This is a genomic window from Sediminicola luteus (genome assembly GCF_002514735.1).
GTDB lineage: Bacteria > Bacteroidota > Bacteroidia > Flavobacteriales > Flavobacteriaceae > HQA918.
Genome location: NZ_NBWU01000004.1, coordinates 471,310 through 495,683 on the forward strand (window position 1 = coordinate 471,310; position 24,374 = coordinate 495,683).

The following is a 24,374-nucleotide window of genomic DNA, read 5'->3' on the forward strand; positions in this document are numbered from 1 at the left end:
AAAGGCCGGAATCGAAATTCCGGCCTTTATATTTTTTTGGGTTCTAAAACCCTTAGTCAGGGTGCATAAAACGCTGTTTACCCAAAAGTTCCTCTTCGGTTTCCACCACGTCTTCATCAGGCACACAACAATCTACCGGGCAGACCGCGGCACATTGGGGTTCTTCATGAAAACCTTTACATTCGGTACATTTATCGGGAACGATATAATAAAATTCATCGCTGACAGGTTCTTGGGCCTCATCGGCATTTACCTGCTTGCCATCGGGCAATACCACGTCTCCCCCTAAAGAAGTACCATCGCTGTAACGCCAATCGTCGGCCCCTTCATAAATGGCCGTATTTGGGCATTCGGGCTCACAAGCCCCACAGTTGATACACTCATCCGTAATTATAATTGCCATAACAATCTTTTCTAATGCTTACTTTTGCGCAAAATTATGGCCTAAAGCCTTCTTGTACAAATATTATGTCGGAACTTATTGCCAAAATAAACAGCCTATCGGCCTTGGGGTCTCTTTTTAACGATTATGTAGCCCAGACCCCAAAAAATAACGAATCTGATGCCTGGTTGCCCCAATTAGCGGCTGCCGTTACCCTAAGCGAGCATCAAAACGGATGGTTTACCCCTGAAAATGTAAACTTTGCCTTGGCCAGTTGGGGCCAACTATTACAAAAAGAAAATTTGAGCCACTGGTTGGAAAAATATCCCGAACCTAAAGCTGAGGCCAAAACCGTGGCCATTATCATGGCCGGTAATATTCCATTAGTTGGTTTTCACGATCTGCTATGTGTTTTGCTGGCCGGACATAAAGCTCTGATAAAACGTTCGAGTTCCGATATGGCCTTATTGAACTTTTGTGTAGGTTTCCTAAAGGATAGCTCGGAGGCTTTTGCAGATAGCATCAACTTTGTTGACGGTAAACTGGAAGGCTACGATGCCGTTATCGCCACCGGAAGCGACAATACCTCGCGCTATTTTGAATATTATTTTGGTAAGAAACCCCATATTATCCGTAAAAACCGGAATTCGGTTGCGGTATTGACCGGAACGGAAACCCCCGAAGAACTGCAGGCCTTGGCCCACGATGTATTCCACTACTACGGACTAGGTTGCCGTTCGGTCTCTAAACTCTTTATTCCGGAAGGCTTTGATACCGACCGTCTGTTTCAAGCCTTTTTCGACTACCAACACGTGCTGAAACACGAAAAATACACCAACAACTACGATTATAACAAGGCGGTGTATTTGATGAGCGAATTCAAATTCCTGGAGAACGGATTTTTAATGCTGAAGGAAGACCCCGCCTATGCCTCCCCCATCGGCTCGTTGTTTTACGAAACCTATTCCGATTTAGATAGCCTAACTGAACGTTTGACCCTGGATGCCGAAAAACTACAATGCATCGTAGGCAAAGATTTGAAAATGGACACCGTGGCCTTTGGTCAAACCCAATGCCCCAGCCTTTCTGAATATGCCGACGGTGTGGATACTATGGCATTTTTGCACGAACTCTAAGGATTTTGTTTTAGAGAAAAGAGCATAGAAAATAGACTAAAGACCAAAAAAAACGAATTTTGGCCTGGTTTATTTACTCGTAGTAGAAACCGTTTCATTGACCTATTGGGTACCGTTTAGCTCACCATTTTCCAATCTCGAACTTTTTTCTTTGTTCCTTAATCCGATCAGGCCTAACTTTACCTGCTTAAATCTTTCGGTATGCAAAGACACAATTTTAGTGCAGGGCCCTGTATTCTGCCAAAATCGGTGATGGAACAAGCGGCAGCCGCCGTGCTAGATTTTAACGATTCTGGACTCTCCTTAATCGAAATTTCGCACCGTAGTCCCGATTTTGTCTCGGTTATTGAAGAAGCGCGAAGTTTGGCTTTGGAACTACTCGGCTTGGAAAATCAAGGCTATCAGGCCCTCTTTTTACAAGGCGGTGCCAGTACCGGCTTTTTGATGACGGCATTCAACCTTTTGCAGAATAAAGCGGGTTACCTCAACACCGGAACCTGGAGCAGTAAGGCCATAAAAGAAGCCAAATTGTTCGGGAAGGTCGAAGAATTGGCCTCATCAAAAAACGCGAACTTCAATTATATTCCAAAAGGCTATGCCGTTCCCAAAGGTTTGGATTTCGTTCACCTGACCTCCAATAATACCATTTTCGGCACCCAATTGTTTGAATTCCCGGAAACCGACTGTCCGTTGGTCTGCGATATGAGTTCCGATATCTTTTCCCGTGAATTGGATTTTTCCCAATTCGACCTCATCTATGCGGGTGCCCAAAAAAATATGGGGCCGGCCGGTACTACCTTGGTGGTGGTCAAAGAGGAGATTTTAGGTCAAGTAAGCCGCACCATTCCATCCATGATGGATTTTCAGGTACATATCGCCAAAGACAGTATGTTCAATACCCCATCGGTATTTGCGGTATATACCAGTATGCTCACCCTCCGCTGGTTAAAAGATCTGGGAGGGATAAAAGCCATAGCGCCCATCAACGATAAAAAAGCGGAGCTGTTGTATAACGAAATAGACAGAAACCCCCTATTCACCGGATTTGCCAAAACTGATGATCGTTCCAAAATGAATGCTACATTTAATTTGGTCGATGCTTCCGGAAAGGAGCGCTTCGATCAATTATGGCAAAAAGCCGGTATTAACGGATTGGCCGGTCATAGATCAGTAGGCGGCTATAGGGCCTCTATGTACAACGCCCTCCCTATAGACAGCGTCCAAGTATTGGTGGATGTTATACAAAGCTTCGAAAAAGACTACTAGAAAAATGAAAGTATTAGCCAACGACGGGCTTTCACAGCCAGCCATAGATAAATTGACCCAGGCAGGTTTTGAGGTACTTACTACCCGAGTGGCCCAAGAACAATTGTCCAATTTTATCATTACCAACCAAATCAAGGCCCTTTTGGTACGATCGGCCACCCAGGTCGATAAGAAGACCATAGACGCTGCACCTAGTCTTGAACTTATTGGTCGTGCCGGTGTAGGCATGGACAATATAGATGTCGCCTATGCCCGCCAAAAGGGTATTCAAGTCGTAAACACCCCGGCTGCCTCTTCTATTTCCGTGGCCGAGCTGGTTTTTGCCCATTTGTTGGGTGCCGCCCGCTTTTTACACGATGCGAACAGGAATATGCCCTTAGAAGGTGACCAACGTTTTAAACAGCTTAAAAAAGATTATGGTAAGGGATTGGAGCTAAAAGGAAAGACCTTGGGAATTATCGGCTTTGGGCGTATTGGTAAGGAAGTAGCAAAAATCGCCATGGGCATGGGCATGCAGGTGCTTTTTCATGACAAGGAAGTTGCTTCCGACACCCTTGATTTATCCTTTTTTGATGGTCAATCCGTTAGCTTCGAACTCGAAGGCAGCCCCCTGGAAGAGCTTTTGGGCAAATCCGATTTTATCAGTCTCAATGTTCCGGCCACCCAAAACTATGTATTGGGCCAGACCGAAATGGCCCAAATGAAAAAAGGCGTCGGTATCGTAAATTGTGCCCGGGGCGGGGTTTTAGATGAAGTCGCCCTGGTCGATGCCTTGGAAAACGGAATCGTAGCCTTCGCTGGTTTGGACGTTTTTGAATCGGAACCCCAGCCAGAGATCCGTATTCTAATGCATCCGAATATCTCTTTGAGTCCGCATATCGGCGGGGCTACCATCGAAGCCCAAGAACGTATCGGATTGGAGCTGGCCGAACGCCTAATCGATTTGTTGAAAACCCCTACCGTATAGGCGGCCGGAATTCGATTTATTATTCGTATTTTCCTGCGGATAATTAAAAACACTAACACATGTCAGGATTATTGGATTTATTGAACAGCCCTATGGGCAAACAACTAATAAGCGGTGTCGCCGGCCAAACCGGTCAGTCGGAAAGCGGAACCGCTAATGTATTGAGCATGGCCATGCCCTTGTTAATGGGCGCCATGAAAAAGAACGTAAGTCAGCCCGGAGGGGCCGAAAGCCTTATGAATGCTTTGAACTCCAAACATAGTGGGAGTATTTTAGACAATTTAGGCGGACTTTTCGAAGGCGGTGTAGACCAATCGGTCATGGACGATGGTGCCGGTATTTTGGGGCATCTTTTGGGCGGTAACCAATCTAACGTACAAAATGCCTTAAGTCAAAAATCAGGGATTGATGCGGGTGCTATTGGTAACATCCTTAAAATAGCCGCTCCTTTGATCATGGGCTATTTAGGCCGTCAGACCCAACAGAACAACGTTTCCGATGCCAGTGGCCTTAATGGGTTATTGGGCGGACTTTTAGGAGGACAGCCCCAACAAAACCAAAGCTTAATGACCAGCTTGTTAGATGCTGATGGCGACGGCAGTTTCTTGGACGACGTAGCCGGAATGATGCTCAACAGCGGCTCCAAAAAAGGAGGCTTAGGCGGCCTGCTAGGCGGACTTTTCGGAAAATAATATACGATTTACCTCCCTAAAGGGCGGGTTTAACAAAACCATCTGATTATTCGGGTGGTTTTTTTGTATTTTATGTACTCATTTAGACTTTTTGGATTTAAGCGAAAATTAGAAGTTTTTCGCTCTGATGAAGTTTTTTTTGAGTTGCATAGCAGGGCTACGGAAGGATAAAAAAACAAAGCAGGGACTAAAAACAGCAATTTTTTAGCAAATTGAAAAAGTCTAAATGAGTTCTATAAAAATAAAAGCTATGAAAACAAGAATATGGCCTCTATCTATATTAAGTCTGCTGTGTTTGGTCTTATACACCGCCTGCCATACCTCGAAACCCTCCTTAGATAACGACCCGGAAATTGCCAACGATATTTCGGCCGATGAAAAAAAACTCTTCGATGCCAAAGAAGGTGGTGAAGAAGTAAGAATTGCCAACGACAGCGTCGAGTACGAAATAATAATCATCGACCCCGGTTTTAACGTTTGGGTAAACAGTATCGCCAGACCCCGAGGCTACTATGATCAAACCTTTTTAGAAAACCGTAACCAATTATTCGTTACCGAGTATAACGCTAGGGTTATACAACCAAACCGCTTTAGTCCAGATCTATACGAATGGCAAATAAACTATGATCGTTTTACAGATTACGGTTATGAGGTAAACTATTTGCTTTACAATTACTTTATCTACTTTCAGCGTAAATACAACCAAAGGTTAAGCGGTTTTGTCCCCCGTATTTAAGCTAATTTGTGGGCACAAGGCTTTTGTTTATTTTTGCGGCTGAAAGTTTTCATCCATGGAGAAATTAATGCAACGTTGGGGACTAAACTCCAAATGGCAGGTAATTGTAGTTTTGATTGTGTTTTCTGTAACCGGTTACTCTTCTTTATTATTGGCCAAACCCCTAATGGACTTAATCGGCCTGCCCCAAGAAACTACCAATCCATGGATCTATAGACCTTTACGATTACTATTGGTTTTTCCCATCTACCAGGTACTGATTGTAGCCTACGGTTGGCTTTTCGGGCAGTTTGAGTTCTTTTGGAACTTTGAGAAAAAGATGCTGAAAAGACTGGGTTTAGGCTTTATTTTAAAGGACAAATAAGAAGTTTACACTTTTTTAACACTTTAGGTTTCCCCGAAATCCCTAGTTTTGCAGCTATGGGTTCCAATTTTAGGAAATGGGGATTGACACTGTTGTTCCTTACCTTGCTATCGTTCAAGGTAACGGCCCTGCATGCCTATACCCACGAACCCCAAGAGGAAGAGCATATAGAATGTACCCAATGTGTACTTTCGTTGGACCAACATCAATTCGGGTCCGATCTTGCCGAGCTTACCCAAGTAGAACCACCTCTTATCTTGGCTACATTCAAAAAGCCAATTGTATCGCCCACCCCACTTTATGTGGCCTCTCAAGACCATTATATCGGGTTTGGTCGCCCCCCTCCTGCTTTCTTTTCTTAAGCACTAACCTTTTGGGGAGGAACAGTTTCCTTTCCCACATCCTATTATCGTATTGAAATTCACTGAAATCGGCCTATTTGGGCATAACTCCTTTTGGTTTCTGATCGGAGAATCCTTAAAAGCTGGTTTTATTAGCCATTTAAGATGAAATTGCATCTAACATTATCCATATTGTTGGTTTTCAACCTTTGGGGTTGGTCGCAACAATGTACCCACGTATTAACCGGTGAGATTAATGATTTACACGACCACAGTCCTTTACAAGGGGCTCAAATTTGGGTAGTTGGCACCACTTTTAAGGCCACTTCAGACGCCCAAGGTAAGTTCTTGATCCAGGGTTTATGTACCACTACCTACGAATTGGAAGTATCGCATCCGGAATGTAGCACCCAGTTCAAAACCGTACGTATTTCAGGAGATCGCAGCGTACAGATAACCCTGGAACATCATATTGAAGAATTGGAAGAAGTACTGGTTACAGCAAAGGCCAGTAAAACCAATTCGGCCGCAGAATACAATCTGGGCCAAGAAAGTATTGAAAAACACGCAGGTGGAAGCCTAGGCGATGCCCTAAAGGAAATAAATGGGGTTTCATCTTTGAATACTGGTGGTACCATTGTAAAACCCATAATTAACGGACTAAGCGGTAGTCGAGTTTTGATCATGAACCAAGGGGTGCGCATGCAAGATATGGAATGGGGAGAGGAACATGCCCCGAATGTTGATTTGAACACGGCTGGTAATATCGCTTTGATCAAGGGAGCCGGTGCTTTGGAATACGGAGGCGATGCCATTGGTGGGGTAATCATTACCGAAGCAAAACGAGTAGTACCCAAAGATTCGCTTTTCGGTCATATCTTACTCAATGGGGCCACCAACGGCCGAGGGGGAAATACCTCCGGTGGGTTAACCAAATCGTTCTCCAATGGGATTTATGCCCATATTCAAGGATCTTATAAGTATATGGGAGATACCGAGGCACCCGATTATGTCTTATCAAATACTGGGGTCCGGGAAGGCGCCTTTTCTTTTCAATTGGGAAAACAAGGCTACAAACAAGGTTTTGAATTCTATTATTCGTATTTCAAGACTAAAATCGCCATCCTTAAATCGGCCCATATCGGCAATACCGACGACCTGATCGATGCCATAAACAATGCCGAACCGAATTATATAGCCCCATTTACGTACGATATTGGTAAACCTTATCAAGATGTAGCCCACCATTTAGTTAAAATAAACTACTATCGCAGGTTCGAAGGGCTGGGCAAATGGTTTATCCAATACGATTTTCAGCGTAACCATCGTCTGGAATTCGATACGCGTATAGGCGATAATAGAGATCGGCCTTCTATAGACCTTCAACTAGACACACATACTTGGCGTACCTATCTACAATGGAAGACTTCGGAAAATTTCGCCCTAAAAACCGGAGTAAACGCAGGATACCAGGACAATTTTGCCAATCCATCAACCGGGGTAAAACGATTGATCCCAGACTATAACAAATATGATTTTGGCTTCTTTGCGACCTCAGAGTATTACTGGAGGCCTAACACCACGGTAGATGCAGCTTTCCGATACGATTTTAACCGCATTGATGCTAAAAAGTTCTACAGCAAATCGCGCTGGGATGAACGTGGGTACCAAGAAGATTTTGGAGATGATATTATTGGGGAATTCGGCAACCGTTGGTTGGTAAACCCTGTACTCGATTTTCACAATTTTTCTTTTTCAACCGGGCTAAGCCATACTTGGGAAGATGGAAAATCGTTTCGTTTCAATTATACCTTGGCCCAAAGGGCGCCAAATCCGTCAGAATTATTTAGTGACGGACTGCACCACTCTGCCGCACGTATAGAATTGGGCGACTTGCGTATGCAACAAGAAACCTCCCATAAATTCGGACTCTCGTTCGCCAAAGAACAAGGCCCGTTTCAATATGAGCTATCGCCTTTTGTAAACCTTATCGATAATTTTATACTGTTAGAGCCTACAGGCACCCAACTAAGTTTGGCAGGGGCTTTTCCGGTTTGGACGTACCGACAAACCGCCGCCCGTCTTTTAGGTATAGACCTTAGTGCCAGTTACGATTGGACCGGGCAGTGGCAAAGCAAACATGCTTTTTCCTTGGTAAAAGGCACCGATACCGACAAAAATATTCCATTGATCAACATACCCCCTGTCCGCTTTAACAATGGCATCATCTACCAAATTCCGCAATGGCATGGTTTACAATTGGAATTAGACAGTGCTTTTGTTTTTGAACAGAATGAGACCCCTCCTAATATTTGGGTGTTTTCACCAGATCAGCAACAAGACGTAGAACTAAAGATAAACGATGCTCCTGGGGCCTACCATCTGTTAGGGTTTGGCGCCCGGGCTACTTTTCCCTTGGGGAAACGCAAGATAACCGCCCATTTACGGGTAGATAACCTTTTAAACAACTCGTATCGCGATTACCTTAACCGTTTGCGTTATTTCGCCGACGATATGGGTCGTAATACCAGTCTATTAATACGCTATAATTTTTAACACTCAAATTCAATATTTATGAAAACCTCGATTTTCAGAAAAGGGCTAACTATTGCAGCGGTTGCCCTATTGTTCCAAGCCTGTTCCAGTGACGATAATGCCCCTGGAGACGTACATGATGAGGAATTGATTACCACCATCACGGTTACCTTAACCAACGGCGGCAACACCATTACCTTGGTCTCTAGAGATCTAGACGGACCGGAAGGACCAAATGATCCAGAAATAGATATTTCAGGTCCTTTGGCTACCAACACCACATACAATGGTGCCATAACCTTACTCAATGAAGCAGAGAACCCAGCTGAAAACATTACCGAAGAGATTGAAGAGGAAGATGAAGCCCACCAATTCTTTTTCAGTACATCTGGCAGTGTAACCGGAACGGGCTATTCTGACCAAGACGGCAATGGTAACCCTGTTGGACTTAGTTTTACGTTAGAAACGGGAGCAGCTGGCAACGGTACCTTTGGTCTTGTACTAAGACACGAGCCAAAAAAACCAAACGATGGTACCCTGGCCGATGCCGGTGGGGCAACCGACATTGACCAAACCTTCAATGTAGCGGTTCAATAACAGCATACATTCAACTTATTAAAGGCCATTTCAATAGAGATGGCCTTTTTTTGTTAAAAAACTAAAAGAATTGTTAAATCGCTGATTTTCGCCTGTCTCAATAGGTATTTTTAACACAACTAATTACCAAGCACATGAGAACACTGAATTACCTTGGCCTACTATTGGCCATTTGCCTTTTTATACCTGTGGAAGGGATGGCACAACGCCGTAAAAAGAACACCACCACCCTTAATGCAAGTTTGGCCGACTCGGTCTTTTCCGGATTAAAACTTAGAAACATTGGTCCGGCCATAAAATCGGGACGAATTGCGGACATTGCCATTCACCCCGAAAATGACAACATCTGGTATGTCGCCGTTGGATCGGGTGGTGTTTGGAAGACCGAAAATTCCGGTACCACCTGGAAACCTATTTTTGATAAACAAAAAGTCTATTCGATTGGTTGTGTTACCATAGACCCGAACAACCCCAATACCATTTGGGTAGGTACCGGTGAAAATGTTGGGGGTAGACACGTTGCCTTTGGCGATGGGGTATACAAGAGTACCGATGGTGGTGCCAAATGGAGCCATATGGGGCTACCTACCTCTGAGCATATCTCCAAAATCCTCGTACACCCTGAAAATCCGGATATTGTGTGGGTGGCCTCCCAAGGTCCACTTTGGAAAAAAGGAGGCGAACGCGGGTTATACAAAACCGTTGATGGTGGAAAAAGCTGGAAACGTACCCTTGGCGATGATACTTGGGTTGGGGTTACCGAATTGGTTAGCGACCCAAGAAACCCAGATATACTTTATGCGGCTACTTGGCAACGACACCGAACCGTAGCCGCTTATATGGGTGGTGGACCCGGTAGCGGCTTACACAAATCTATTGACGGGGGCGAAACCTGGACCGCTTTAAAAAAAGGGCTACCCACCTCTTGGATGGGTAAGATTGGTTTGGCCATTTCTCCCCAAAATCCCGATGTACTTTATGCCGCCATTGAGTTGGACCGACGTAGTGGAGCGGTGTATCGTTCTACCGACCGCGGAGCCTCATGGGAAAAGCGCTCCAATGCCGTGTCGGGTGCAACTGGCCCACATTACTATCAAGAATTGTATGCCTCTCCCCATCAATTCGATAAAATCTATTTGGTAGATGTACGTATGCAGGTGTCCGAAGACGGAGGAAAGAGCTTTAGCCGTATGCGGGAAGAGTCGAAACATTCCGACAACCATGCTTTGGCCTTTAAAAAAGACGACCCCAACTACCTAATGATAGGTACCGATGGCGGTATCTATGAGACCTTTGACGATACCAAAAACTGGCGCTTTATCGAAAACCTGCCGGTTACCCAATTTTATAAGGTAGCCCTCGATGATAGCACCCCATTTTACAATATATATGGGGGCACACAAGACAACGGTACCCAAGGCGGACCATCACGTACCGCCAGTGTTAACGGTATTCAAAATTCCGATTGGAAAATCGTATTGAACTGGGACGGACACCAACCGGCAACGGAACCAGGGAACCCGAATATTATGTATGCCGAAAGACAGGAAGGTACCTTATCGCGTATCGATTTGGCTACAGGTGAGGTTATGGACATTCAACCCCAGCCGGGTAAAGATGAAACTTTTGAGCGCTTTAATTGGGATGCCCCGATTTTGGTCAGTCAAAATACGCCTTCAACCATCTATTTCGCCTCGCAACGCGTATGGAAATCAACCAATAGGGGTGATAGTTGGACGGCCCTGTCCGGCGACCTGACCCGCAATCAAAATCGTTTTGAGATGCCCATAATGGGCAAAAAACAATCTTGGGATGCCCCTTGGGATATGTTGGCCATGAGTAACTACAACAGTATTACCTCTTTGGCCGTTTCCCCATTAAACGAACAAATCATATATGCCGGTACCGACGATGGTCTAATCCAAGCCTCTACAGACGGTGGGGCCAATTGGCGAAGAATAGAAGTCGGTAGCATTAGCGGCATACCTGCCACGGCCTTTGTTAACGACATCAAAGCCGATTTATACGACGCCAACACCCTTTATGTAGCCCTAGACAACCATAAATATGGAGACTTTAAACCCTATTTGGTAAAAAGTAGCGATAATGGCCGTACCTGGACTAAAATCACCGGAAACCTCCCCAGAATAGGCATGGTTTGGCGTATGGTTCAAGATCATGTAAAAAAGGACCTCTTATTTACCGCCACCGAATTTGGCATGTATTTTAGTGTAAACGGCGGCCAACAATGGACTAAATTAGGAGGTGCCCCTACCATAGCCTTCCGCGACCTGGCCATACAGAAACGTGAAAACGATTTGGTTGGTGCTTCTTTCGGGCGAGGTTTCTTTGTTTTGGACGATTATTCGGCCTTACGTGATATCGATGCCCAGAGTTTGCAGCAAGAAGCTATGCTGTTCAAACCCAGGGATGCCTGGTGGTATATAGAAAAACCCAATCTAAGTTTTGAAGGTCTTAGGGGTGATATGGGCGCCAGCCATTACGTAGCACCAAATCCGACCTTTGGGGTGAATTTCACCTATTATTTAAAGGAAGGATTAAAAAGCAAGAAAGAAAACAGAAAAGCAGCCGAGAAAAAATTGGGTAATGGCAATATCGCATTTCCGGGCTGGGATGCTTTGGCAGAGGAAACTACTGCCAGCCCACCGCTCCTTTTATTAGCCATCAGTGATGCCCAAGGTAAAGTCGTACGTAAGATCAGTGCAAAACCAAAAGCCGGAATCAACAGAATCAATTGGGACTTGAGACACCCCTCTCCTGCCCTAATTCGACTTCAGGCTGCCCATGGGAATGACCATGATGGTCCTAGCGCTGGTTTCTTGGCAGCTCCCGGACAATATACCGCCCAATTGTATAGTGTTGTAGACGGTAAACCAACAAGCATTTCCGAGTCCGTTTCTTTTCAACTTAAACCCCTATTCGAAGGAAGTCTGCCCGGGGCGAATATTGAAGATGTAACAGCATTCTGGCGTAACTATGAGGCTACGGCCCAACGCAGCGAAAAACTGGAAAGCGCTATTAACAATCAATTGAACCGGGCCAAAGCCATGGAAAAATCGGCCCAGTCAGCACAGATAGGACCAGGTGAACTGGAAAACAAGTCGTACACCCTGGTACAGGCCGCAAAAAAACTACAAAGTGATTATAATGGTGACCCCAACAAAACCCAAGTAGGCGAAAAAACCAAGCCCACCGTAGGCGGGCGTTTGTTCAGTCTACTTATAGGATTGGAACGTTCTACTTATGGACCAACGGCCACCCATAAAAAGAGTATGGAAATCGTTCAATCGGAACTGGCTTCCTTTGAGGGCCGTTTACAACATCTAAAAAACCAAGCTAGTGCCTTGGAGTCGGAACTTCAAAATGCCGGTGCCCCGTTGATTGAAGAATAAATTAAAGATTGAATACATAAACTAAGGCCCTTTCGAGGGCCTTTTTTACAATTTTAATTATTAGATGCGCCATGGGGTGGATAGGTATTTACTTCTTATGCGACGCTGGCTTTTCTTTGCAGACTTGTGCCGCTTATTGCGGTAATCTAGGCTACGGAATATTTGACAAGGAAGCAAAATGACTTTTTGATATTCAAAGATTTACGCTTAGGATTTCTACGAATCACGCAATCAAATCAAAAAAGATAAATTTTTCCAATTCGGCTTAATTTGGGAACAACAAAACGAAATTGCCTGACATACAGCAGTCTTTTTTCTTTATTCTTTGCTCTTTTTGTCTGAAGCCTTCAAGTTTCGGATGGCTGTAAAGTTGGCATTATTATCGTACCAAGGCCATATGCCCTTTGTACTCCCCAAAGGTATTGTCCTCATCTAAATACACCAATCGAAACCAGTAATCGTCTGCTGGCAAGGGTCGGCCGTTAAAAGTACCGTCCCATTCCGGGTTACTCGAGTTCAACTGGGTCAATAATTTGCCATACCTATCAAAAATAAATATGGTGTAATTATTAAAGGTATCTGGGCCAATTAAACCCCAGCTATTGTTAGCCGTATCGTTGTTAGGGCTAAAAAACCTTGGAAAATCGACAACAGTATACCCTTGACTGTACACATGGCAACCCTGTACATCTTGAACATAAAATATATGTCGGCCCGGAGCTACGTTTTCAAATACATTGGACTCTTGAAAAGCCCCGTCGTCCATGGCATATTGATAGGTACTGTCCCCGGTTACATTGACTTCTATTTGGGCCTCTTGAGTAAAACGTTCCGAAGTTTGGCGAACATCAAAACTAGTCGGAGGTGATACCGCGATAACCTCAGTACTTCTTTCATAGGTACATCCGTATACAATATGGGTTACCGCTACGGTATAGGCACCTATTTCACTAGCTGCATAGGTTGGGTTACTTGCCCCCGGAATTGCAATACCCGAGGCCACATCTGTGCCCCTGAACCATTGAAAATAATAAGTTGCGGGATCCATATTTATATCGATGGGTATACTAGACAAGGTAATTCCGTTCTCATCGACACATAAATAATAGGTCTCTTCGAGTTCTTCCAAGGTTCCAAAATCATTCACTTCGAGTAAAAAGGAGGTGGTGTCAAAACAATCTATACTGGCGGCCAAACGGGCATATATACGCTGCTGGTCTGTCCCTTCGTAACTGGTAGGCCCTGCTATAGGGTTTTCCCCAGAATCGGCATCTTCTTGCGACAAATGGAAAGACAACCTATAGATGTCGGGATCAAGGCCTCCGATAATGTCGCTACTGTTTTCCGTTAAATCGAATAGCTCCATAGTATTGCCATCCAATTCACAACGGGCCAAATCTAGAGGTTGCAGCCCTATTAAAGAAGGGGGCACAAATTCAAGTAGCACCTCATCTTCCATAACACAGCCATTACCCAAATCTACATTTACCCTATAGGTGCCACTGGCAGTTGCTAAATAATCTGGCCCGGTTTCACCAACCAACAAATTGCCATCCCGAAACCACGAATAGGTAGGATTCCCAGGTACATTTGCTGTTAAGAGGTAATCACTACAGACTGGACCATTTTCGGCAATTGTCCGATCCAAACCAAGATCTACGCCAGTATCAAAACTACCTGCTTCCAAAAAAACGGCGCTATCTAGATACCCATCCCTGTTATCGGCGATAACCAATTTAATACCATAGGTTTCCCCTGGAACAACTTGTGCTCCAGCAGTAAAGGTTACGGTTTGTCCGTTAAAATCTATGGGCGCATTCGAGGGGTTATAACCATCAAAATATTCTTCATTGACCGCTGGGCATGATTGACCTTCAAAATCTATGGCCGGATGAATAGAAGTAACACGGATAGGTACATTGGAATTTGGCAACTGGGCTAAATTTTCGGTAGTCCCATCTGGTCTGGTTAAGATAAAAGCAAAAACATCGGAGAATTCACAAGGATAAAAACCGGTATACTCCTCCGAGGCAAAGATAAAATTAAAGCTAAAAGTGTCGGTCAGGGGAACGAAATCGAATTCTATAAACGAGGCATTGAACAGTTGACTGGTATTGGTAATAGCTGCCAAATCGGCATCGCCACCCCAAAGGTTATTTTCAGTTCCGTCGCTTAATTCGTTGGTATTTGGTCCTTCGGCACTACGGGCGTTGCCCGTACTAATAACGATTCCCTCCTCGAACGGAAAACTAGTCCCACGGGCATCAAAATACCCTACTCCATTAAAACCTCCGGATTCACCGGCACTTTTATTCCAATTGGAGGTACTGGCACAATTACTAAATACCAAAACATCTTCTACAAGTTGTTCTACGGTATAGCTAGTATCATCTACCCTGATTTGGGCCGTTAGAGCGAAAGGGAGTATCCCCAAAATGAGCCCTAAAGACCATTTTATTTTTCGTATTTCCATAGCAAAGGCAGCGATATTTAAAAAATATCGGCTTTTTCCTCAATTCGTTCTTGTACTTTTTTACCGGCAAACACATAGGTATAGAACCACATTAAGGTAAATGTGGGAACTATATCCATACCGGGTAGCAATTCTTCCAAAAAGGCAACCCCTCCCCCAATTTTCCCTTGGGTACCCGGATACATACGGGTCATTAACCAAGCGGCCACCGATGCCCATATGACATCGACAAATTCGCCTAGTCCCGGAAAGGCATAACTCAACATACCAATTCCGTCGAAGAGTAGACTTAAAAACAGGTATTTATATTTTTTGTCTTTCTTTTTTTCCGACATGCGATAAAAATAGCCAAATATGCCTAACCACCTAGAAAAATCAGCTTAAATCACTGCTGATCAGTTTAAGGAACTCATTTCGAGTTTCGATCTTTTCAAATTGCCCTCGAAATCCGGAGGTGGTAGTAACCGAATTCTGTTTCTGCACCCCTCGCATCATCATACACATATGGGATGCTTCGATAACTACTGCAACACCTTGGGGTTGTAAGGTATTGTTCAAACATTCTAAAATATCGTGGGTAAGGCGTTCCTGTACTTGTAACCTACGGGCGAACACATCGACGATACGCGGGATCTTGCTTAATCCTACAATTTGACCATTGGGTATATAAGCAACGTGGGCCTTACCGAAGAACGGTAACATATGGTGCTCACAAAGCGAATACAGTTCTATATCTTTAACTATGACCATATCGTCATAGTCTTCTTTGAACATGGCCCCACGTAAAATCTCTTCAGCGTTCTGATGATAGCCTTGCGTTAAGAACATCATGGCCTTCGCCGCCCTTTCTGGGGTTTTGACCAAGCCTTCACGAAAGGGGTCCTCTCCTAACTCATTAATAATACCAGCATAGCGCTCTTTTACCTCTTGGGTAAGTTCTATATTGTACTCTTCAAAATTCCTATAGGCCATTTCGGGTCTATTTTTTTAGATACGATTCAAATTCTTTTTGCAGTTTTCTCACCTTTGGGGATATAATCACCTGGCAATACGGTTGGCTCCCATGCAGCTCATAATAGTTTCGATGTTCATCTTCGGCCAAATAAAATGGGATGGCCTCAGATAAGGCCGTAACGATAGGGGCCGAAAACACTTTACTTTCGGTCAAAAACTTTATATAGGCTGCTGCAGTTTCCTTTTGACCCGGGTTCGTATAGAAAATTTCGGAACGGTACTGGGTGCCCACATCGTTCCCCTGCCGATTTAAAGTGGTAGGGTCATGGGTTGCGAAGAACACCTCCAACAATTTGGCATAACTAATCCGATGGGGATCAAAGTTTATCCGCACCGCCTCGGCATGTCCGGTACGACCCGTGCAAATTTCGCGATAACATGGGTTCTTTATGGTACCTCCGATATAACCCGATTCCACATGGTTTATCCCTTCCAACCTACTAAAAACCGCTTCGGTACACCAAAAACAACCTCCAGCGAAGATGGCGGTTTCACAAGTATCTTTTCCCGTGTTCATATTGATCTCCATGCGAACTGCTAAATTACGTTTTATAATCGTTCTATACCTTATGTCTTGTATTGGTCAATTTTAAAGGTCAACCTTACGTTCTTGCAAGATAAATCAGGGGGTTAAATTGTAGGTCTAGGGTAAAACCTGTAGTTTAGAGCCCAAAGCAGGGGACCTCTAGATTTTTAAAAGGTCTTTACAATCGATTATAGGCATGATCCAAGCTACCAATATCCAAAAATTCTACGGGGATTTACAGGTTTTGAAAAAAGTAGACCTTACTATTAAAAAAGGTGAAATCGTTTCTATTGTTGGGGCCTCTGGAGCCGGAAAAACCACCCTTTTACAGATTTTAGGCACTTTGGACAATATGACGAACCCCAAAGAAGGGAAGTTAGTGGTCAATGGTATCGATATTAATGGTTTGAACGAAAAAAAACTAGCCAAATTCAGGAACCAGCATATTGGTTTTATTTTCCAGTTCCACCAATTGCTACCCGAATTCACGGCCTTGGAAAATGTCTGTATTCCAGCCTTTATTGCCGGAACCCCAAAAGCGGAAGCAGAAAAAAGGGCCCAAGAATTATTGGCATTTTTGGGTGTAGACCATAGAATGGACCATAAACCCAATGCCCTATCGGGTGGGGAGCAACAACGGGTAGCCGTGGCACGGGCCTTGATTAACAATCCCTCCGTAATTTTTGCCGATGAACCAAGTGGCAACCTAGACTCGAACAGTGCCGAAAATCTACATCAACTCTTTTTCGAATTACGCGAGAAGTATGGGCAAACTTTTGTAATCGTGACCCACAACAAAGAACTGGCCGATATGGCCGACCGCAAACTTACCATTGTCGACGGTTGTTTGAGCGCCTAATAGCCCTATGATGCTAAACCGGGGTGTTGCGCAACACACTTCGGTCAATTTCCCGCAAACCACATCATCCAATTCGGTATAATACCATTTCAATTTTGAGATTCAACCAATGAAAAAGCAGGAAGTTTTTCTTTGGGCGAAAAAGAAATCGAAGATTCACGAATTCCTAGGAAAACAGACAAGATTGTGAGCTAAAAGCTAAGCATAGCCAAAGCTACGGTTCTATTTTATTTTGATGACCAAAGGTAAAAAGAACCATTTTTTAGGTGGTATTTCAATGTTGAAATGGTATAACAGGGCGTCCCAAGACAAAAAGTCGTGGCACGCTGACCGCGGATTATCAAATACAGTCGTCGTTTCTTTTTTTAAGATATCCTTCGTACACATAAATGACCTTTGTCATATTAAATCGGGGGTACCCCCTTTATCTTTATAGTATGCTTGAAATCAATCAGGCAATAAGGAATCAAAACCCCAAAAAAGCTATAACCATGGCACGGATAGATCAAAACCTCTACCTTAAGAACAGTGTGGTTCTTTTGCGGTTATTCATCGGTTGGCACTTTTTATATGAAGCTGTCATCAAATTGTATAATCCGGATTGGACCGCCTTTGGATATCTGGCAACGGCCCAAGGACCTTTGCGCGGATTTTATGTCGCCCTAACCAACGAGTCGCTTATTGGCACCGTTGATATGCTTAATACCTTTACTTTATTGTTCGTTGGACTTACCCTAACCCTGGGGATATTCGAAAAATGGGGTGCTTTCGCGGGTATTGGCATTTTGGCCCTCTATTATTTGGCCCATCCTCCTTTTCCAGGGGCCATACAAATGAATGTGGAGGGAAACTACTGGTTCGTCAATAAAATCTTGATTGAACTTATAGCCTGTGCCATTATTCTCCTCTACCCTACCGGACGCTACTTTGGTCTTGGCCATTTATTTCAACCCGAACAGAAAACCTTAAAAACAGAGAACCCATGAAATGGAGCAGAAGAGATGTAATCAAAGGATTGGGCGGACTGCCTATCGTTGGTGCCGTTTGGTGGGCCGGAGCTGTTGCCGGCAGTGAAAAAGGCCGTAAACGTTCCGAAATACTGGAACAGCTGAATATAACCCCTTCATTACCGAGTCCGGTACCCGCTGTTACAGGTGACCCCATTAAAATCGGGATTATCGGATTTGGTATCCGGGGGCAACAGTTATGCCGCGCCTTGGGCTATGCGACAAAAGCTTGGTTGGCCGACATGGCCCAATTGGCCCAAGAAAACCCGAAGCATACCGCTTTGGCCGATTTTAAGGCCCAAGAAAAACTCAACGTACGAATGGCCGGGGTTTGCGATGTTTTCGATGTCAGGGCACAAATGGCCTTGGACTCCTTCGAATCGGACGACAACCCTATAAAACGCTATCGCACTTATACCGAAATGATCCGTAGCGGTGAGATCGACGCCGTGGTCATCGCCACCCCAGATCATTGGCATGCCCCTATGGCCATCGAGGCCTTGAACCACAATGTACATGCCTATGTAGAAAAACCCATGACCCATACCATTTCGGAAACCTATGCCCTACGCGATGCCGCCCGTAAGTCAAAGGCCCTATTAATGGTCGGACACCAACACCGCCAGACCTTGAGCTTTAAAACCGCCCAAGACATTGTTCAAAAAGGAACCCTGGGTCATGTTTCATTGATCCAGACCAACACCAACCGAAACGACGACAATGGCGCCTGGAACTACGATATACACGAACAAGCCAATGAAGGCACTATAGATTGGGAGCAATTTTTAGGTAACGCCCCAGAAGTTCCTTTTAATAAAAACCATTTCTTCCGATGGCGTAAATGGTGGGCCTACGGATCTGGGCTATCCGGAGACCTTATGACCCACGATTACGACCGACTGAACTGCGTATTGAATATGGGTATACCCAATGCGGTTTTCGCCTCTGGCGGAATATACACCCATAACGATGGCAGAAACGTACCCGATGTTTTGAACGTAAATATGGAGTTCCCCGATTTTAGCACCGGAAGCAGCCAGAAAAAGGGTAAGGAGAAAGGTATGACCTTCGTTTATAGCGCCACTTTAGGCAACGGTTTCGGCCGCCCAACCATACTTATGGGGCACGACGCCACTATGGAACTGGGTAACCGACTTACCGTATGGCCCGATGGCCGTTCTACCCGCTATGCAGACATGTTGGAAGCCGAGAAAATGCATCCGCGTACGCCCATATATCAATACGACCCGGCAGCGAATATGCCCGACGCCATATCTTCGGCCACCTCTCAATATTTTGCCGATAAAGGTTTAATGTGGACCTATATCAACGGTAAAAAGGTAGACTCTACCTTCTTGCATATGCGCGAATGGCTAAGTGCCACGCGAAATGGGGGTACCCTTAGCTGTGGAATAGATGAAGGCTTCGATGAGGCCATAGCTGCCCATATGGCAGGTGTTTCCTTTAAATTGGGCCGAAGGATCGAATGGGACCCCAAAACGGAAACTATTATCCCCATAGAAGGTGTCGATTTTGATGAAGTGCTTTTAAACCGTTGACCAAACCAACCAACTATAACTCTCCCGGAGGCGGTTTTCCATCGCCTCTGGGTCTTTTTTTGGCCTAAATGGAACCACCATGCTATCTTTACCCCTATGGAGCAACAAGAGTTAGCAGCGTTTTTAAACTATAAGGCCGACCAATACGAAAGTTTGGAATTTATAGATACCGACCCCATTCAAATTCCACATCGTTTCAGCAAAAAAGAAGATATTGAAATCGCTGGTTTTCTAACTGCTACCATAGCTTGGGGCAACCGAAAAAGCATCATCAACAATGCGACTAAATTGATGCGATACATGGACGATGCTCCCCATGAATTTGTCTTGAACCATACCCAAAAGGAACTGGAACCCTTGGCCTCTTTTGTACACCGTACCTTCAACGGTATCGATACCACATACTTTATAAAAGCTTTAAGGTTTTTGTATACAGAGCAAAACGGACTCGAAAGCCTTTTTCAAACCCCAAAACAAGGTAACTTACAAGAAAGCATTAGTGCTGCCAAAAAAGTCTTTTTTAGTTTGGATTATCCTGAGAGAAGCACCAAACATTTCCCAGACCCCTTGAAAGGCTCCGCTGCCAAACGGATTAATATGTATTTACGTTGGATGGTGCGCCCCGCCGACAAAGGTGTTGACTTTGGACTATGGCAATCGGTTGAACCAGCTCAATTGTCCTGCCCACTCGATGTACATTCGGGCAATGTGGCCCGAAAATTAGGATTGCTCAAAAGAAAACAAAACGATGCCAAAGCCTTGGCCGAACTCGATAGTGCCTTACGCCGATTAGACCCCAAAGATCCGGTTAAATACGATTTTGCCCTTTTTGGTTTGGGTGTTTTCGAAAAGTTCTAAAAAAATGGGGGCCGGGAGCTAGACCCGGCCTTTCCACTTTTTTGAGAACAAAACTGTTTGCACCTTCTTAAGGTACAAAAAATTACATTCGCAACTGTGCTTTAGGATTATTCTTGCCAACTTTCCAATACCTGCTTATTTTTGGTAAAAAAAACTTAACGTAATCACAAAATATTGCCAAATCAGCAATATAAATATGTATCTTAGAACGCAATTTTGAAGATACATTATGAATAAATATTACCTTCCCCTATTCTTTCTTTTTGGAATGATCATATCGGGTACTGCCCAAGAAAGGCATATCCCAATAGACACTACCGTAACCACCCAGCATTCGGTTACTACCAATGGCGTTTCGTTAACCTACACGGCAACCACAGGCACCCAACCCGTTTGGGACGAAATGGGTAAACCTATTGCCAGCCTACACTATACCTACTATACCCGAAACAATGTAAAGAACAGGCAAGACCGCCCCTTATTGATTTCCTTTAACGGTGGCCCGGGTTCTGGATCGGTTTGGATGCATTTGGCCTATACCGGGCCACGTATTTTAAATATAGATGATGAAGGCTATCCGGTACAACCTTATGGAGTACGCCATAACCCTTATTCTATATTGGATATCGCAGATATTGTATATGTAAACCCTGCCAATACTGGATACTCGCGCACCATTCCGGAAAGTGGAAAAGAGGTAGACCGCGATAAATTCTTTGGCATCAATGCCGATATCACCTATTTAGCCGAATGGCTGAACACTTTTGTAACCCGTAACAACCGCTGGCGCTCACCCAAGTACATCATTGGGGAGAGCTATGGAGGTACACGTGTGGCCGGACTTTCCTTAGAACTGCAAAACAGACAATGGATGTACCTCAATGGGGTCATCATGGTCTCTCCGGCCGATTATAAACTTTACGATAATGTAGGAGCGGTACACGATGCCATTAGCCTACCCTATTACACGGCTACGGCCTGGCACCATAAGGTATTGGATCCCGCCCTCCAGCAAAAAGACTTATTGGATATTTTACCTGAATCGGAAGATTTTACGGTAAATACCTTATTACCAACCTTGGCCAAAGGTGGCTTTGTCTCTAACCAAGAGCGGGAACAAGTGGCCGAAAAAATGGCCTATTATTCGGGCTTGAGCAAAAAAGAGATTCTTGAGCATAATTTGGCCGTACCTACCGCTTACTTTTGGAAGGCTTTGTTGCGTGATAAGACCGGACAGACCATTGGCCGTTTAGATTCCCGTTATTTGGGCATCGATCGCCAGTTAACGGGCTCACGCCCCGATTATTCTGCCGAGCTTACCTCTTGGCTACACAGTTTTACCCCGGCCATAAACTACTATCTACAAGAAGAATTGAAGTTTAAAACCGATATTAAATACAACATGTTCGGCCCGGTACGCCCATGGGATCGTGATAATGACGAAACCCGTGAGAACCTAAGACAAGCCATGGCCCAAAACCCCTATTTACATGTAATGTACCAATCGGGGTATTACGATGGGGCCACTACCTATTTCCACGCCAAATACTCCATGTGGCATGTAGACCCTAGCGGTAAAATGAAAGATCGTTTTAGTTTTAAGGGATATCGCAGCGGACATATGATGTATTTACGAAGGGAAGACCTAAAAAAGGCCAATGAAGACCTTCGTGAGTTTATCTTGAATACCATGGCCAAAGGAAAATCGGCCAAATACTAACCTTTTACCCAAAATCAATAATGAAAAATTTAACTGACATTGGTCTGGCTATCTTACGTATAGCCCCATCTAGCCTTATGCTTACCCACGGAATACCCAAACTACAGAAAATGCTGGGTGGCGATTTTGCTTTTGCCAACCCTTTGGGTATTGGCGAGGCCCCTTCGCTTTTTCTGACCGTAATCGGTGAGGTAATTTGTCCTATTTTGATCATCTTAGGCTATAAAACCCGCTGGGCCGCCGTTCCAGCAGCCATTACCATGTTCGTAGCCGCCTTTGTGGTACATGCCAGCGATCCCATAGATGTTAAAGAAAAAGCTTTTTTATACCTTTTCGCCTTCGTAGCCGTAATATTCACAGGTCCGGGAAGTTTCAGTTTCGATCGTAAGTAAAGGATTCGTCAGAATACCGAAACCAATAACTCTTTTAGCAAATCGGCTTGGGGTACGTTTTGTGCCCCTACCCCTTTGCCTTTAAGATCCAATTGTCGCAAAGACGAAATAATGTGGCTTACCCTTTTCATGGGGTAATTACGTGCCGCTACCTTAAACTCGCCCACAAAATAGGGGTTCACCCCCAACTGTTTGGACACTTGTTGTGGGTTGTGGTCCAACATACCATGGTACTGCAACAATTGGGTGAAAAAGGTGTTCAACAAGGTAATGGTAACCACCAAGGGGTGGTCCTTTGGGTTTTGGCCAAAATAGGTGATTATACGCGCGGCCCGGGCCAAATCGCGCTCGCCAATGGCTTTTTTCAACTCAAAGTTGTTGTAATCCTTACTGATACCGATATGGGTCTCTATGACTTCCGGGCTAATTTCGGTACCCTTTTCCAATATCAAGGTCAGTTTATCGAGTTGGTTACTGATTATACTTAAATCGGTGCCTAAATACTCAACCAATAAGGCGGCAGATTTGGGCGAGATCCCATAACCTTTCCCCTTGAGTACCCTACGGATCCAGTCGGCCACTTGGTTGTCGTACAACTTTTTGCTTTCGTACAACAATCCGTTTTTGTTAACTGCCTTATATAACTTTTTGCGTTTGTCTAGCTTACCATACTTATAACAGATTACCAAAACGGTAGAGGGTTGGGGTTGCTCTACATAAGCTGTAAGCTGTTCTATAGTCCGCGAAAGATGTTGGGCCTCCTTCACGATTACCACTTGCCTTTCGGCCATCATGGGAAAACGTTTGGCATTGGCCACGATATCGTCTACCGAGACATCTTTACCATACATTACCATTTGGTTAAACCCTTTTTCAGACTCATCGAGTACATTATCTTCAATAAATCCGGCGATTTTATCTATATAATAAGCCTCCTCCCCCATTAAAAAATAAATGGGTTTCAAATTTCCGGCCTTTATATCGCCTACGATTTTTTTGATATCGTCCATGGGTCGTTTTTTCTTGGGGTCCATTTCCCTTTCCTTCAGGAAAAAATCGCCAACTTTGCAAAATGCAACAATTGAATTTCAGGAAGTATCCGTTGCGGCTCAAAAATAGCGAAAATCGATGGTGGATCTTTGACATCATCCGCAAAAAATTCATGGTCTTGCAACCCGAGGAATGGGTACGCCAGCATTGGTTGCATTATTTGATCACAGATAAGGGTTATCCGGCCAGCTTAATCAATGTAGAAAAGGAATTACGTGTAAACGGACTAAAAAGACGCTACGATATCGTGGTTTTCAATTCAGATGGGTCTATGGCCGTTTTAGTGGAATGCAAAGCCCCTGAAATAACCATTGACCAAAAAACCTTTGACCAGATTGCCCGTTATAACCGTAGTTTGGGCGCAACATATCTTATCGTAAGCAACGGATTGCAACACTACTACTGCCAAATGGACCAACAGGCAGAAAAGTATGTCTTTTTGCGTGATATTCCTGATTTTAGCCGTTAATTTGCCACTTTCTAACTA

General features: G+C 44.4%; 23 protein-coding genes. 17 read left to right on the forward strand and 6 right to left on the reverse strand.

Annotation, left to right across the window (positions count from 1 at the left end; genetic code table 11):
- Positions 1 to 52: 52 nt before the first annotated feature.
- Entirely contained in the window at positions 53 to 403 is a 351-nt protein-coding gene (locus tag B7P33_RS14370) for a 4Fe-4S dicluster domain-containing protein (protein ID WP_097442705.1), read from the reverse strand.
- A gap of 65 nt (positions 404 to 468) precedes the next feature.
- Here B7P33_RS14370 and B7P33_RS14375 point away from each other — a divergent pair, with 65 nt between their 5' ends.
- The 10 genes from B7P33_RS14375 (at position 469) to B7P33_RS14420 (ending at position 12,429) form a co-directional block, all read left to right on the forward strand.
- Entirely contained in the window at positions 469 to 1,518 is a 1,050-nt protein-coding gene (locus B7P33_RS14375) for an acyl-CoA reductase (RefSeq protein WP_097443015.1), read from the forward strand.
- Positions 1,519 to 1,719: 201 nt separating this feature from the next.
- Positions 1,720 to 2,784, forward strand: coding sequence for a 3-phosphoserine/phosphohydroxythreonine transaminase (gene serC / locus B7P33_RS14380; RefSeq protein WP_097442706.1), 1,065 nt, complete (start codon positions 1,720 to 1,722; stop codon positions 2,782 to 2,784).
- Positions 2,785 to 2,788: 4 nt separating this feature from the next.
- Positions 2,789 to 3,751, forward strand: coding sequence for a D-2-hydroxyacid dehydrogenase (locus B7P33_RS14385; RefSeq protein WP_097443017.1), 963 nt, complete (start codon positions 2,789 to 2,791; stop codon positions 3,749 to 3,751).
- 59 nt (positions 3,752 to 3,810) lie between these two features.
- A complete protein-coding gene (locus tag B7P33_RS14390; RefSeq protein ID WP_097442707.1) occupies positions 3,811 to 4,443 on the forward strand; it encodes a DUF937 domain-containing protein in 633 nt (210 codons plus the stop codon).
- A gap of 250 nt (positions 4,444 to 4,693) precedes the next feature.
- The gene (locus B7P33_RS14395) at positions 4,694 to 5,179 is read left to right on the forward strand and encodes a DUF6146 family protein (protein ID WP_097443018.1); all 486 of its coding nucleotides are present in this window, start codon (positions 4,694 to 4,696) and stop codon (positions 5,177 to 5,179) included.
- 55 nt (positions 5,180 to 5,234) lie between these two features.
- Positions 5,235 to 5,543, forward strand: coding sequence for a DUF6787 family protein (locus B7P33_RS14400; RefSeq protein WP_097442708.1), 309 nt, complete (start codon positions 5,235 to 5,237; stop codon positions 5,541 to 5,543).
- Positions 5,544 to 5,599: 56 nt separating this feature from the next.
- The gene (locus B7P33_RS14405; protein ID WP_097442709.1) at positions 5,600 to 5,905 is read left to right on the forward strand and encodes a hypothetical protein; all 306 of its coding nucleotides are present in this window, start codon (positions 5,600 to 5,602) and stop codon (positions 5,903 to 5,905) included.
- Positions 5,906 to 6,049: 144 nt separating this feature from the next.
- On the forward strand, positions 6,050 to 8,440 hold the full coding sequence (locus B7P33_RS14410; RefSeq protein ID WP_097442710.1) for a TonB-dependent receptor: 2,391 nt from the start codon (positions 6,050 to 6,052) through the stop codon (positions 8,438 to 8,440).
- Positions 8,441 to 8,458: 18 nt separating this feature from the next.
- On the forward strand, positions 8,459 to 9,016 hold the full coding sequence (locus B7P33_RS14415) for a type 1 periplasmic binding fold superfamily protein (protein WP_097442711.1): 558 nt from the start codon (positions 8,459 to 8,461) through the stop codon (positions 9,014 to 9,016).
- Between the two features lie 134 nt (positions 9,017 to 9,150).
- Positions 9,151 to 12,429, forward strand: a complete 3,279-nt coding sequence (locus B7P33_RS14420; RefSeq protein ID WP_097442712.1) for a glycosyl hydrolase — start codon at positions 9,151 to 9,153, stop codon at positions 12,427 to 12,429.
- 379 nt (positions 12,430 to 12,808) lie between these two features.
- Here B7P33_RS14420 and B7P33_RS14425 read toward each other — a convergent pair whose 3' ends face one another.
- Genes B7P33_RS14425 through msrA form a run of 4 tightly spaced genes read right to left on the reverse strand, consistent with a single transcriptional unit; the run spans position 12,809 to position 16,445 of the window.
- Positions 12,809 to 14,902, reverse strand: a complete 2,094-nt coding sequence (locus tag B7P33_RS14425; RefSeq protein ID WP_097442713.1) for a T9SS type B sorting domain-containing protein — start codon at positions 14,900 to 14,902, stop codon at positions 12,809 to 12,811.
- Between the two features lie 17 nt (positions 14,903 to 14,919).
- A complete protein-coding gene (locus tag B7P33_RS14430; RefSeq protein ID WP_097442714.1) occupies positions 14,920 to 15,237 on the reverse strand; it encodes a hypothetical protein in 318 nt (105 codons plus the stop codon).
- A gap of 40 nt (positions 15,238 to 15,277) precedes the next feature.
- The gene (gene folE / locus B7P33_RS14435) at positions 15,278 to 15,874 is read right to left on the reverse strand and encodes a GTP cyclohydrolase I FolE (RefSeq protein ID WP_097442715.1); all 597 of its coding nucleotides are present in this window, start codon (positions 15,872 to 15,874) and stop codon (positions 15,278 to 15,280) included.
- Positions 15,875 to 15,881: 7 nt separating this feature from the next.
- Complete coding sequence (gene msrA / locus B7P33_RS14440; protein ID WP_245871802.1) at positions 15,882 to 16,445, reverse strand: peptide-methionine (S)-S-oxide reductase MsrA; 564 nt, start codon at positions 16,443 to 16,445, stop codon at positions 15,882 to 15,884.
- Between the two features lie 193 nt (positions 16,446 to 16,638).
- Between msrA and B7P33_RS14445 the strand changes: the two genes are divergently transcribed.
- From B7P33_RS14445 to B7P33_RS14470, 6 genes are all read left to right on the forward strand, one after another.
- Positions 16,639 to 17,301, forward strand: a complete 663-nt coding sequence (locus B7P33_RS14445; RefSeq protein ID WP_097442716.1) for an ABC transporter ATP-binding protein — start codon at positions 16,639 to 16,641, stop codon at positions 17,299 to 17,301.
- Positions 17,302 to 17,792: 491 nt separating this feature from the next.
- Complete coding sequence (locus B7P33_RS14450) at positions 17,793 to 18,287, forward strand: DoxX subfamily (RefSeq protein WP_097443022.1); 495 nt, start codon at positions 17,793 to 17,795, stop codon at positions 18,285 to 18,287.
- Positions 18,284 to 19,867, forward strand: a complete 1,584-nt coding sequence (locus tag B7P33_RS14455) for a Gfo/Idh/MocA family protein (RefSeq protein WP_097442717.1) — start codon at positions 18,284 to 18,286, stop codon at positions 19,865 to 19,867. The genes B7P33_RS14450 and B7P33_RS14455 overlap by 4 nt, the downstream gene beginning before the upstream one ends.
- 96 nt (positions 19,868 to 19,963) lie before the next feature.
- Complete coding sequence (locus tag B7P33_RS14460) at positions 19,964 to 20,725, forward strand: TIGR02757 family protein (RefSeq protein WP_097442718.1); 762 nt, start codon at positions 19,964 to 19,966, stop codon at positions 20,723 to 20,725.
- A gap of 229 nt (positions 20,726 to 20,954) precedes the next feature.
- Positions 20,955 to 22,445 carry a S10 family peptidase gene (locus B7P33_RS14465; RefSeq protein WP_097442719.1) on the forward strand — a complete coding sequence of 497 codons (1,491 nt, stop codon included), beginning with the start codon at positions 20,955 to 20,957 and terminating at the stop codon, positions 22,443 to 22,445.
- Positions 22,446 to 22,465: 20 nt separating this feature from the next.
- Positions 22,466 to 22,837, forward strand: a complete 372-nt coding sequence (locus tag B7P33_RS14470; RefSeq protein ID WP_097442720.1) for a DoxX family protein — start codon at positions 22,466 to 22,468, stop codon at positions 22,835 to 22,837.
- Between the two features lie 8 nt (positions 22,838 to 22,845).
- On the opposite strand, the gene holA is transcribed toward B7P33_RS14470, so the two are convergent.
- Positions 22,846 to 23,847: a DNA polymerase III subunit delta gene (holA, locus tag B7P33_RS14475; RefSeq protein ID WP_097443023.1), complete on the reverse strand. Its 1,002-nt coding sequence runs from the start codon at positions 23,845 to 23,847 to the stop codon at positions 22,846 to 22,848.
- A gap of 62 nt (positions 23,848 to 23,909) precedes the next feature.
- Between holA and B7P33_RS14480 the strand changes: the two genes are divergently transcribed.
- Entirely contained in the window at positions 23,910 to 24,356 is a 447-nt protein-coding gene (locus tag B7P33_RS14480; protein WP_097442721.1) for a type I restriction enzyme HsdR N-terminal domain-containing protein, read from the forward strand.
- The last annotated feature ends 18 nt before the right edge of the window (positions 24,357 to 24,374 follow it).